Below are 11,282 nucleotides of genomic sequence, written 5' to 3' on the forward strand. Positions count from 1 at the left end.
TGCGCGCTCAAGCGCGCTTGCGACCCCAGACCAGCCACCAGCCCAGCCACACCTGCAACGGCAACGTCAGCAGGCAGGCGAGCGTGAACCAGCGCGGGAAGTCGTTCCACGCCACCACGGTGACATAGGCATCCAGCGCCAGATAGATCGCAAAGATCGCCCACGCATGCGCGGTCTTCGCTATCGTCGCCACGCCGACCATCAGTGCGCTGCCCACCAGACCGGCCAGGAAGACCCACAGCAGGTCGTAACCCAGTCGTGTATCGCCGCCCGGCGGGAGTCCGAGCAGCGCAGCCACTTCGCTGCCGGCCAGGTTCACCAGCGGGATCGCGATGATGGCGAGTGCCAGGGCCAGCAGGCTACGCAGAACGATCTTCACGCGCTCCATCATCGGCTCCGTCGTGTCGCGAGGGTGGATCCGCGACGTCGCTTCCGATGATCAGGGTTGGCCGATGCGCATGTCTACATCGGCCGTGCAGGGGGCGATGGCGGAGAAGGTCTGCGCCGTGTCATGCATGAGCGGGTGCTCCGACTGCGTGGAGACGATCCGGGTGACGTTGCCGTCCCCATCCTGCGCATGCAGCAACGCAAACGGCGGATGGTAGGCCGCGCCGGCGCGCAACTTCGAACGGTTGTGCATCACCGCATAGGCGCGATCACGGTAGGCGCGGAGTTCCAGATCGAGCGCGGGGCACGTCGAGCGTTCGAGCACCTGGCTGCAGGTCAGCTGTCGTCCTGCGGCGTAGTAGGTGATCCGCTCCGTGCCTTCGCGCGTCGGAATCCCGGGGACGCCAAGGTGATGGGTGGTGCCGACGATGAGGAATTTCGCGCCCCAGTCGCTGCCTGTGCCAACGATCAGCCCGAGGGGCGTAGGTGTTTCGCGCGTCGCTGCAAGTGCCGTGGCGGCTTCATCGCCGGCGACGCAATGTGGAGTGATTGGTGTTGTTGCGGCAAGCAGAAGGGCAAACAGGTTCATGTGGGCTCCATCCCGTCCATTGGTACTGTCGTACAGCCTGGCAGCCGCGTATCCGTCACGGGCGGCCGCTCAGACGGTCAGCGTACTCCGCGTTAGCGTGGCTAGGAATACCTCCGCAGTTCCCAGCGTGGCCCGTCGTCAACTCACAGCGACACCCGCAAGGATCGCGCGGTCCACCAGCGAGCCGTCTGCCTATGAACCAGCGGATCATGGCGCATGCGGACCGTCGATGTTGACGCGGTCACAACGATTCTTTCGCGTGCCGTACGCGGCAGGGAGTCTACGGTGAACTTCCTTTCCCACGGGAGTCTTCCCATGAGCCACCTGACCGGAAAACGCGTCGCCATCCTCGCCACCGACGGCTTCGAGCAGTCCGAACTGACCGAGCCGATGCGTGCCCTGAAGGAACATAACGCTCAGGTCGATGTCGTGTCGTTGGACGGTGGCCGCATCCAGGGCTTCAAGCACTTCGACAAGGGCGAACAGGTGGATGTAGACCACGTCCTGTCGGAAGTCAGTGCGCAGGACTACGATGCGCTCGTGATCCCCGGTGGCCTGTTCAATCCAGACAAGCTGCGCGTGGACGACCAGGCGCTCGCCTTCACCCGCGGCTTCTTCGAGGCCGGCAAGCCGGTCGGTGCGATTTGCCATGGCCCGTGGGTACTGGCCAACGCCGACGTGCTGAAAGGCCGCACCATCACCTCGGTGCCGAACATCCGCAAGGATCTCGAGAACGCCGGCGCCACCTGGAAGGACGATGAGGTCGTCGTCGACAAGGGACTGGTCACCAGCCGCACGCCGAAGGACCTGCCTGCCTTCTGCGCGAAGCTGGTGGAAGAAATCGCAGAGGGTAAGCACGGCGGCCAGCGTCGCTAGGCCTGATCCGCGCCGACACCGCGGCCGTCAGCGCCGCGGTGCTTCCGGTGTTTCGACGGCCGGCGTGCAGCGGGGCAGCGGCAACGGCCCATACACCTTGGTGGTGCCGGCGAAGCCGCCTTGTTGGATCACGTAGACCGCGCGTGCCTGCGGATCGACATGCAGGAACTGCTGATAGCCATCAGCGATGTGGCCCATGTCCGACAGCGGCGTTCCCAGGACCTGCAGGAACTCGGATGGCGGCGAGGCCATCACCGGCCACGCCTGTCGAATGCCGTAGGGACTCATGAAAGGTTTGAGGCGCTTCTCCACGCAGGCGGTCGCCGGATCCACGGACTCCGATCTTACCTGCGTGTCGATGGTGAGGCTCACTGGCGGAGGCGGCTCTGCGGGAGTGGTGACCAGCAGCAGGATGAGGGCAGTCGTATGCATGGGATCTCCTTTCAGGTGCGTCCATCTTGCACGAGCATGCGGGGTCCCTGAGCGGGCGCTGGTAGCGGATTTGCCGTCAATTCATCGTCGGCTTGCGTAACAATAGTGACCCCTATTCGAGGAGCGCGTCATGCGTCGCTGCCTTTTGCTGCTGGCCTGCTTGTTCGGTTTTGTGGCGCTGCCGACGTACGCCGCCGATAACCCGCTGCGCATCATGAGTTTCAATATCCGACTGCCGGTGGAAAGCGATGGCGTGGACTACTGGGAGACACGCAAGCCGCTGGCGGTACGCATGCTGCAGGAGCAGCAGCCCGACGTGATCGGGATGCAGGAACTGGTGAAGTCGCAGGCGGATTACCTCGCCCGCGAGCTGCCGCAGTACGCGTGGTTCGGCCGCGGGCGCGATGCCGATGGCGGCGGCGAACGCATGGGCGTGTTCTACCGGACCGATCGCCTGAAGGTCATCGAATCCGGCGACTTCTGGCTGTCCGACACGCCCGACGTGCCGGGCAGCATCACCTGGGACCATCTGTATCCGCGCATGGTCACGTGGGCGTTGTTCGAGCAGCGCAGCGATGGAAAGCGCTTCTATCTGTTCAACACGCACCTGCCGTACCGCGACCAGGACGAAGCGGCGCGCGTGAAAGGGGCGACGGCCATCGCCGCGCATCTGGCCGCACTGCCGGCCGGCGTGCCGGTGGTGCTGACCGGCGACTTCAACACCACGCCCGACAGCGACGTGCACGTGGTACTGGCGCGCACGCTGCAGGATGCGTGGACGACCGCGCTGCGCGTCGAAGGCAGCGACGCGACGTTCCACGGCTTCACCGGCAACGCCGACAAGCGCATCGACTGGATCTTCGTGAAGGGCGCACAGCCCGAGTCGATCACCTCGGTGACCACGCGCTGGAACCAGCGCTATCCGTCAGATCACTTTCCGCTGGTGATGACGCTGCGGTTGCCGTAGCGGCGGAACCGGGAGATCGCGCTCCGAGCCCCATCGATCGGGCTCGGAAAGCCAGGCGCTGGGCGAAAAGTGCCATCGATGGCACTCGACGAGCCATCGATGGGATTCCGAGGGCGATGGGGTGGCATTCGGAAAGCGATCGATGGGTTCCGGAAAGCCATCGATCGCTTTCGGCGAGCCATCGATGGGTCTGGATGTGCCATCGATGGCTTTCCCTATGCGATCGATGGGTCTTTGAAACCCATCGATGGCACGGAAGAGCACCATCGATGGCTTTCTTTGCCCGATCGTTGGGATTCCGGGCTCGATCTGCGGTACTGCGGACCCCGTGCTCACGGCGCAATGTGAGATGGAGGCGCCGCGCTGCTTGCCCTTCGCCCCGCCAGGCGGGGAGAAGGTGCCCGCAGGGCGGATGAGGGGCATGCGCGATGATGGGACAAGGGGAATCGGTCGGCGCGTCCGCCTCTGGCGACAGCACGGACGCGTTCCACGTCGCCTCTCCGTTCGCCCCTCACCCGCCTTCGGCACCCTCTCCCCGCACGCGGGGCGAGGGGGATATCCGCAGCGGCGGGAAGAAGGGATCTTCGGTGAGCGCGAGACCCACAAAAACGGCCCCTCGCGGGGCCGTCGTTGCAGGTCGTGATGTCCCGCCTGCGCGGTCAGCGTGCAGGCGGCCCGAACTTCCGCTCCGCGATGAACCACATCGCCCCACCCCAGATCAGGCCGCAGACGGGAAAGCCGATCAGGGCGGCGATCAGCAGCGGCAGGAACTCCCGCTCGGTGAACACCGTCATCAGTCCGCACCACAGCAAGGCGGTGGGGACACCCCAGCCGAGCACGCCGCGCAGCAGGATGAAGCGCAGCGGTCCCTGGTCGCGGATTTTCTGCCAGCGGGCAAGCGAGGCGTCGCGCTTGGCGTCGGTTTCAACCGTCATGGCGTGCCTCCCGAGGTCGCCGCTGCGCCCGTGGCCTTCTTGGCGAAGTCGCCCGCCACGAACACGCTGAGCGACTCCGGCTTCAGGTACTTGCGGATGGCCGCGTTGACCTGCTCACGCGTCAGCGCGGCGTACTTCGCATCCAGGTCGCTGGTGAACTGCATGGTGCGGCCGAAGTACAGCTGGTCGGTCAGCATGCCGGCGACGGTGCCGTCCTCGGCACGGGCCTGCTGGCGTTCGGTCAGCGTGCCGGCCACCGCGTCCTTCAGCTCCTCACCGGTGACGCCGTCCTTCAGCAGCTTGTCCAGTTCTTCGCGCACCAGCGCTTCCACCTTGGCCATGTTCTCCGGCGCGGCGATGGCCTGCACGGTGAAGCTGCCGGCATCGTCCTTGCCGCTGCGGCTGTCGTCGGCGCGGATGCCGCTGGAGACGCCGTAGCTGAGGCCTTCCTGCTGGCGGATGCGGTCGCCCAGGCGCGACTTCAGCGCGCCGCCGCCGAAGATGCGGTTGGCGACGATCATCGCGGGGTAGTCGGCGTCGGTCACGCGCAGCGACAGGTTCTGCCGCGCCAGCAGCACGGCGTTGGGCTTGTCCGGCGTTTCGAAGCGCTGCTGCTTCGCCGCGACGTCCGTGTAGCGCGTGTCGATGGACGCGTACGGCTTGCCCGCCTGCCAACCGGCGAACAGCTGTTCCAGCTGCGCGTGCACGGCGACCGGATCGAAGTCGCCGACGATGGCGATCTCGCCTTCGGAGGTGCCGTAGATGTCGCGATGGAACGCGCGCACGTCGTCCAGCTTCAGCGCCTTCATCAGGGCGATGGATTCGTCCAGCGTGCGGGTGCGCAGCGGATGGCCGGCCGGCCACGGGTCGAAGTACTGGCCCAGTGCACGGCCGGCGATCGCGCCCGGCTCCTGCCGCGAGGCCTCCATGCCGGTCAGCGCCTGCACGCGCAGCTGTTCGAACTCCGCCTCCGGGAACGCCGGGTTGCGCAGCACGTCGGCGGCCAGCGCCAGCGCGTCGGCCAGGTGTTCGCGCCGCGTCTGCAGGCCGATGGCGGCCCCCTGCAGGCTGCCGCTGATGTTGCCCTGTGTCTTCAGCTGTTCCATGCGCTGGTCGATCTGCGTGCGCGTCAGCGTCTTGCTGCCGCGCATCAGCATCGCGCCGGCCATGCCGGCGGCGCCCTCGCGGCCGGTCAGCGCGGCCTCGTCGGCGAAGCGGAAGTTGGCGTCGACGATCACCGTGCCGCCGCGCGTCTTCTTCGGCAGCAGCGATACGCGCAGCGCCTTGCCCAGGGTGAAGGTCTGCGTGCGCGACTCGATGTTCTGCGGCGAGGGATCGAACTGCTCGCCCGCGCTGACCGCGGCGCGACCGGTATAGCCGTCCACCAGGGTGGCGACGGCGGGCGCAGCGGGAATCTCAACACGGTCCGGCGTCTCGCTGGGAATGAAACGGCCCAGCGTGCGGTTGCTCGACTTCAGGTAGGCGGCGGCGACGCGGTTGACGTCGGCGGCGGTGACCTTGTCGATGGCATCGCGGCTGGTGAACAGCAGGCGCCAGTCGCCGGCCGACTGGAATTCCGACAGGCCCATGCCGACCGCGTTGACGTCGGTGAAGTACAGGTCGTACGCGTTGCCGATGCGTTGCCTGGCTTCATCGACTTCCTGCTGGGTGATCGGGTGCGACGCGATCTGTTCGACCTGCTTCAGCAGCTCGTCTTCGGTCTTCTTCGCATCGCCGTCGGCCGGAATCACGGCCACGACCGTCATCAGGCCCGGATCGCGCATCGATTCGCCGTTGGCGCCGCTGCCTGCGGCCAGCTTGCCCTCGACCAGCGCCTTGTGCAGACGGCCGCCCGGCGTGTGGCCCAGCACGTTCGCCAGCACGCTCAGCGGGGCGTTGTCGGCATGCGCGACGGCGGGCACGTGGTAGGCGGCGGCGACCAGGCGCAGGTTGCCGACGCGGCGCACGGTGACCTCGCGCTCGCCGTCCTGCGCGGGCTCGGTGGTGTAGAAGCGCGGCAGCGGACGGGTGGGCTTCTTCAGCGGGCCGAAGTGGCGGGCGACGCGCGCCAGCACGTCGGCGGTGTCGAGGCGGCCGGCGAGGATCAGCGTGGCGTTGTCCGGCTGGTACCACTGGCGGTAGAACGCCTGCAGCTTGTCGATCGGCACGCCTTCCACGTCGCTGCGCGCGCCGATGGTGGTGTTGCCGTAGTTGTGCCACAGGAACGCGGTGGAGCGGATGCGCTGGAACAGCACGCCGCCGGGGTTGTTCTCGCCGGCCTCCAGTTCGTTGCGGACCACGGTCATCTCGCTGTCGAGATCCTTCTTGGCGACATTGGAATGGACCATGCGGTCGGCTTCCATCTTCAGCACCCACTCCAGGGTGTCGTTGTTCGCGGGGAACGAGGCGAAGTAGTTGGTGCGGTCCAGGCCGGTGGTGGCGTTGAAGTCGATGCCGCGCTTCTTCATCTCGCCGCTGATGTCGGACTGCGTGGGCGTGCCCTTGAACAGCAGGTGCTCCAGCAGGTGCGCCATGCCGGTCTCGCCGTAGTTCTCGTGCACCGAGCCCACCTGGTAGACCAGGTTGACGGTCACGGTGGGCTTGGTGGCATCGGGGAACAGCAGCACGCGCAGGCCGTTGGCCAAGGTGTATTCGCTGATGCCCTCGATGCTGGGGCCGGCGGCGACGCCCTTCGGCAACGCGGTCTGCGCCTGCAGCGTGACGGGATGACCCAGGGCCAGCGTGACGGCCAGTCCGAGTGCGACAATGAAGCGGGGTGACGACATCCACGATCCTCCAACAGGGCCGCGGGCGTCCATCGCGTGCGGCGGACCCCGAGTGTCGCAGATTTGCAGGAAAGGTTGATTCATGGATTACGGTGAGACCACGACCGACGACGGCGCATTGCCCGTGCTGTACGCCGATGCGCAGATCGCGGTGGTCAACAAGCCCGCCGGTGTGATGGCGCACGACAGCAAGCTGGCCCGCGGCGAGACCGATTTCGTGGCCGACCGCCTGCGCGCGCAGTTCGGCAAGCCGATCTTCCTGATCCACCGGCTGGACCGCGCCACCAGCGGCTGCCTGCTGGTGGCGTTCGACCGCGACAGTGCCTCCACGCTGGGCAAGGTGCTGATGTCGCGCGAAGTGGAAAAGGATTACCTGGCCGTGTGCCGCGGCTGGCCGGAGCCGGACTTCATCGTCGATCACGCGATCGATGGCGGCCCGGGCAAGCCGGAGAAGAAGCCGGCGCTGACGCGCTTCGTGCGGCTGGCGACGGGTGAACTGCCGCTGCCGTCGGGCGAGTTCGAAACCTCACGCTACGCCCTGTTGCGCTGCCAGCCGGAAACCGGCCGCTTCCGCCAGATCCGCCGGCACCTCAAGCACGCGTTCCATCACCTGATCGGCGACACCAGCCACGGCGATGGCCGCCACAACCGGAACTTCCGCATGCAGGGCGTGCACCGTATGTTGCTGCATGCGGTACGGCTGTCGTTCCCGCATCCGCTGACCGGCGAACGCATCGAGGCGGTCGCGCCGCTGGATGCGGAGTTCCTGAAAGCGTTTGCGCTGTTCGGGTGGGAAGGGGATTTGCGGTAGCGGTAGCCTTCTGTAGGAGCGACGTCAGTCGCGACCGCACAAATGAAACACCGTGATCGTCAGATCACGTCCTGACGTATCGGCACCTGCGCCTGCCTCCAAACATCAGTGGCTGCCATGGCGTGCGGTCGCGACTGACGTCGCTCCTACAACAAGCTACAAGCCGCCTCACGCCTCACGCCTCACGCCTCACGCCACCCGCATCGCCGCCAGCACCATCAGCGCTACGGCGCACAGCATGCCGACCAGCCAGATGAGGCTGCGCAGCGACTGCTTGTCAGCCAGGTAGAAGATGCCGTGCAGCACGCGCGCGACGACGAAGGCGATGGCGAGCGGGGTGATGGTGTCCGCCGGCACGCCGGCCAGCTGCGCCATCAGCACGCCGGCGACGAACGCGGGAAACGCCTCGAAGCCGTTGAGGTGCGCGGCGTTGGCGCGCTGCACCTTGTAGTTGCCGTCCTGCTTGGCCAGCCACGCGCGCGGGTTGCGGTTGTTGTAGCGCTCGCCGGAGCGCTTGGCGATGAAGACCCACAGGTACGGCAGCAGTGCGGTGATCAGGATGCACCAGTAAGCGATGGCCATGCGTATTCCCTCCAAGGATGGCGCAGGGTAGTGGGTGCGCGGGCCGACGTCCACGCTTCTGCCCCCTCTCTCCCGACACGGGGGAGAGGGTTGGGGTGAGGGGGCGCGATGACGTGCTGCCGGGTGCGAGGGAGGGTGGGTGTGGGAGCGACGTCAGTCGCGATGGGCCACCGGTAGAGCTTCATCGCGACTTACGTCGCTCCCACAGGAGGGAGGGCCGGTCGCTTCATCGCGACTGACGTCGCTCCCACAGGAGAGATCGCGGGCCGGTCGCAGCGCCATGAAAAAGAAAACGGCGCCTTCCGGCGCCGTCTTCCTATGGCATCACAGCCGCCGGCTTACTTCTTCGCCGGCTCTGCCTTCATCATCGCGTCGCGCGCGGCCTTGAAGGGGTTGCCGTCGTACCAGGTCGGCCATTTGTCTTCGACCGCCAGGTCCTTGCCGACGCCGTACAGCGCCTGCAGGTCCTGCACCACGCCGTCCAGCTTCCAGCCTTCGTGCACTTCGTCGCTGGCCTGATGGTAGCGCTTGGCGTATTCCTCGCTCGCTGCCTTGCCGGCCTCGACGCCGCCTTCCAGCAGGTCGTTGCCGCCCTTGGCGTACAGCGCCGGCACGCCGGCCTTGGCGAAGTTGAAGTGGTCGCTGCGGAAGTAATAACCGCCGGCCGGGTTGCCTTCCTCGGCGAGCACGCGGCCCTGCTGGTCGGCGTAGACCTTCAGCATGTCTTCCAGCTGCGAGTTGCCCTTGCCGGTGACGACGAAGTCGCGCGACTTGCCGCCGACGCTCATCGCGTCGAGGTTGATCACGCCGGCGATCTTGTTGAGCGGGAAGGTGGGGTGCGCGACGTAGTACTTGGAGCCTAGCAGGCCGGATTCCTCCAGTGTCACCGCCACGAACACCACCGAGCGCGCGGGCTTCGGATCCTGGTGGGCGAACGCTTCGGCGATCTCCAGGATGCCGGCCACGCCGGTCGCGTTGTCGACCGCACCGTTGTAGATGTTGTCGCCTTCCTCGCCCTCGTGCTTGCCCAGGTGGTCCCAGTGCGCCATGTACAGCACGGCCTCATCGGGCTTGCTGGCGCCCGGCAGCACGCCGATGACGTTGCGCGAGGTCTTCTCGGTGATGCTGCTCTTCAGCGTGGCGGACACCTGGGCCTTCAGCGGCACCGGCTTGAAGCCACGCTTGCCGGCGTTGGCGTAGGCGGCATCGAGGTCGAGGCCGGCATCGGCGAACAGCTGCTTGGCGGCTTCCGCGCTCAGCCAGCCCTGCAGCGGGATGCGCTTCTCCGGGTCGTCCTTGGCCGGCAGGTCGTACTGCGCGCCGGACCAGGAGTTCTTCACCACGTCCCAGCCATAGCTGGCGCCGGCGGTGTCGTGCACGATCAATGCGGCAGCGGCGCCCTTGCGCGCGGCCTCTTCGAACTTGTACGTCCAGCGCCCGTAGTAGGTCATGCGGTTGCCGCCGAACAGCGTCTCGTCCTTGGCGTGGAAGCCGGGATCGTTGACGAAGATCACCACGGTCTTGCCGGTCCAGTCCTGGCCGGCGTAGTCGTTCCACGTCTGCTCCGGCGCATCGACGCCGTAGCCGACGAACACCAGGTCGCTGGCATCCAGCTTGACGTCGGTCTGGCCGGTGCGGGTACCGATCACGTAGTCGGTGCCGAACTTCAGGTCGCGCTTGCCGGCCGAGGTGGTCAGCGACAGCGTGGTGGCGGCCTCGTCGGCGGTGGTCTCCACCATCGGCACGTCCTGGAAATAGCTGCCGTTGTTGCCCGGCTGCAGGCCGATGCGCTTCATCTGCGCTTCGAGGTAGGTCGCGGTCTTTTCTTCGCCGACCGAGCCCGGGGCGCGGCCTTCGAATTCGTCCGAGGCCAGCGTGTTCACCATGTCGGCGAAGTCGGCCTCGGTGATGTCGGCGGTGAAGGTGTGGGCGGCGGCGGGCGGCGGCGTGGCCGCCTCGGGCGCGGGCGCCGCGGTTTCTTGCTTGCACGCGGCCAGGGCGGCCGCGGTGGCAAGCACCAGCATCAACTTGCGGGACATCGGGATTCCTCAACGAACGGAATCCCGATTCTAGCCACAAAGGGCGGGCCGGACCTGTGCCGGACCCGCCCGCATGCAGGGTCTTACTCGGCCGGCGCGGTGTCAGTGCTGAACGACTTGGCGGTGGCGCCGGTCACCGGGCCGATCTTGGCGCTGGTGTGCACGTACAGCACGACGGGACGCTCGAACACCAGTGGGCCGTTCACTTCGGCATTGGGGCCGATCACGATGCGCGGCGGCTTCTTGCTGTCGGTGTTGAAGAAGCCGGTGGACTTCTGCACGCGCAGGCCGCCGCGGACCTTCGAGCCGACGCCGACGGTGACGTCGCCGCGGACGGTCTCGATGCTGCCGCCCACCTGCGTGCCGACCAGGCCGATGGCACCGTTGACGGTCTCGACGTCGCCGCCGACCACGCCGCCGCGATCGATGAAGATGCTGCCGTTGACGGTCTCGACGTCCTTGCGGACGTTCACGTCCTTGCCGGTGCGGATGCCGCCGTTGACGGTTTCCAGCGATTCCACGACGGCCTTGTCGCCGACGGTGATGCTGCCGTTGACGGTGCTGGCGTCTTCGGCGGTGACGCCATCGCCGATGCGGATGCTGCCGTTCACGGTATCCAGGTCGCCGTAGGTCTGGCCGGCGTCGGCGGTGATGCTGCCGTTGACCTTGGAGATTTCCTGCTGGGCCAGCGCAGGGGTGGTGGCCAGGGCCAGGGTCAGCAGCAGGGCGGTGCGGGGACGGATCATGGGGTTGCCTCTCGGGTGGTCTCGTATCGGTCTGATGCGGCGGCATGCCCAAGGGTTTAAACACCGTTGCACCGGCATGGATGGCACCATGCTTCGCTACAATCGTCACCTGCCTGAAGTCACTGGAATCCT

Annotated in this window: 11 protein-coding genes; 3 read left to right on the plus strand and 8 right to left on the minus strand. The window is 66.8% G+C overall.

All coding sequences use genetic code 11. From position 1 onward, the window contains the following. Window positions 1-7 precede the first annotated feature (7 nt). Window positions 8-379: a hypothetical protein gene (locus tag ACSQ1W_RS20065; RefSeq protein WP_436045750.1), complete on the minus strand. Its 372-nt coding sequence runs from the start codon at window positions 377-379 to the stop codon at window positions 8-10. 60 nt (window positions 380-439) lie between these two features. Then, a complete protein-coding gene (locus tag ACSQ1W_RS20070) occupies window positions 440-976 on the minus strand; it encodes a hypothetical protein (protein WP_192274246.1) in 537 nt (178 codons plus the stop codon). Between the two features lie 315 nt (window positions 977-1,291). Here ACSQ1W_RS20070 and ACSQ1W_RS20075 point away from each other — a divergent pair, with 315 nt between their 5' ends. Next, a complete protein-coding gene (locus ACSQ1W_RS20075) occupies window positions 1,292-1,852 on the plus strand; it encodes a type 1 glutamine amidotransferase domain-containing protein (protein ID WP_436045752.1) in 561 nt (186 codons plus the stop codon). Between the two features lie 27 nt (window positions 1,853-1,879). On the opposite strand, the gene ACSQ1W_RS20080 is transcribed toward ACSQ1W_RS20075, so the two are convergent. After that, window positions 1,880-2,284, minus strand: coding sequence for a hypothetical protein (locus ACSQ1W_RS20080; protein ID WP_436045754.1), 405 nt, complete (start codon window positions 2,282-2,284; stop codon window positions 1,880-1,882). Window positions 2,285-2,414: 130 nt separating this feature from the next. On the opposite strand from ACSQ1W_RS20080, the gene ACSQ1W_RS20085 reads away from it, so the two are divergent. Continuing rightward, complete coding sequence (locus ACSQ1W_RS20085; RefSeq protein ID WP_436045755.1) at window positions 2,415-3,251, plus strand: endonuclease/exonuclease/phosphatase family protein; 837 nt, start codon at window positions 2,415-2,417, stop codon at window positions 3,249-3,251. A gap of 659 nt (window positions 3,252-3,910) precedes the next feature. On the opposite strand, the gene ACSQ1W_RS20090 is transcribed toward ACSQ1W_RS20085, so the two are convergent. Continuing rightward, entirely contained in the window at window positions 3,911-4,186 is a 276-nt protein-coding gene (locus ACSQ1W_RS20090) for a hypothetical protein (RefSeq protein WP_436045756.1), read from the minus strand. Continuing rightward, window positions 4,183-6,972, minus strand: a complete 2,790-nt coding sequence (locus ACSQ1W_RS20095) for a M16 family metallopeptidase (protein ID WP_436045757.1) — start codon at window positions 6,970-6,972, stop codon at window positions 4,183-4,185. The genes ACSQ1W_RS20090 and ACSQ1W_RS20095 overlap by 4 nt, the downstream gene beginning before the upstream one ends. 82 nt (window positions 6,973-7,054) lie before the next feature. Between ACSQ1W_RS20095 and ACSQ1W_RS20100 the strand changes: the two genes are divergently transcribed. Next, window positions 7,055-7,783 carry a pseudouridine synthase gene (locus tag ACSQ1W_RS20100; RefSeq protein WP_436045759.1) on the plus strand — a complete coding sequence of 243 codons (729 nt, stop codon included), beginning with the start codon at window positions 7,055-7,057 and terminating at the stop codon, window positions 7,781-7,783. A gap of 189 nt (window positions 7,784-7,972) precedes the next feature. Here ACSQ1W_RS20100 and ACSQ1W_RS20105 read toward each other — a convergent pair whose 3' ends face one another. The 3 genes from ACSQ1W_RS20105 to ACSQ1W_RS20115 form a co-directional block, all read right to left on the minus strand. Then, window positions 7,973-8,365 (minus strand): MAPEG family protein, encoded by a 393-nt coding sequence (locus tag ACSQ1W_RS20105; protein WP_436045761.1) that lies wholly within the window; start codon window positions 8,363-8,365, stop codon window positions 7,973-7,975. Between the two features lie 338 nt (window positions 8,366-8,703). After that, window positions 8,704-10,404, minus strand: a complete 1,701-nt coding sequence (locus ACSQ1W_RS20110) for a M28 family metallopeptidase (protein ID WP_436045762.1) — start codon at window positions 10,402-10,404, stop codon at window positions 8,704-8,706. Between the two features lie 83 nt (window positions 10,405-10,487). Further along, entirely contained in the window at window positions 10,488-11,147 is a 660-nt protein-coding gene (locus tag ACSQ1W_RS20115; RefSeq protein WP_192274448.1) for a hypothetical protein, read from the minus strand. Window positions 11,148-11,282: the final 135 nt, after the last annotated feature.

It is taken from the genome of Pseudoxanthomonas sp. LjRoot143, assembly GCF_964252945.1.
Classification (GTDB): domain Bacteria; phylum Pseudomonadota; class Gammaproteobacteria; order Xanthomonadales; family Xanthomonadaceae; genus Pseudoxanthomonas_A.

What these genes read in the sequence shown, in the direction of transcription:
- ACSQ1W_RS20080 (WP_436045754.1), bottom strand. Translation starts at nt 2,284, where the DNA reads ATGCATACGACTGCCCTCATCCTGCTGCTGGTCACCACTCCCGCAGAG.
- ACSQ1W_RS20105 (WP_436045761.1), bottom strand. Translation starts at nt 8,365, where the DNA reads ATGGCCATCGCTTACTGGTGCATCCTGATCACCGCACTGCTGCCGTAC.
- ACSQ1W_RS20085 (WP_436045755.1), top strand. Translation starts at nt 2,415, where the DNA reads ATGCGTCGCTGCCTTTTGCTGCTGGCCTGCTTGTTCGGTTTTGTGGCG.
- ACSQ1W_RS20095 (WP_436045757.1), bottom strand. Translation starts at nt 6,972, where the DNA reads ATGTCGTCACCCCGCTTCATTGTCGCACTCGGACTGGCCGTCACGCTG.
- ACSQ1W_RS20110 (WP_436045762.1), bottom strand. Translation starts at nt 10,404, where the DNA reads ATGTCCCGCAAGTTGATGCTGGTGCTTGCCACCGCGGCCGCCCTGGCC.
- ACSQ1W_RS20090 (WP_436045756.1), bottom strand. Translation starts at nt 4,186, where the DNA reads ATGACGGTTGAAACCGACGCCAAGCGCGACGCCTCGCTTGCCCGCTGG.
- ACSQ1W_RS20070 (WP_192274246.1), bottom strand. Translation starts at nt 976, where the DNA reads ATGAACCTGTTTGCCCTTCTGCTTGCCGCAACAACACCAATCACTCCA.
- ACSQ1W_RS20075 (WP_436045752.1), top strand. Translation starts at nt 1,292, where the DNA reads ATGAGCCACCTGACCGGAAAACGCGTCGCCATCCTCGCCACCGACGGC.
- ACSQ1W_RS20100 (WP_436045759.1), top strand. Translation starts at nt 7,055, where the DNA reads ATGGATTACGGTGAGACCACGACCGACGACGGCGCATTGCCCGTGCTG.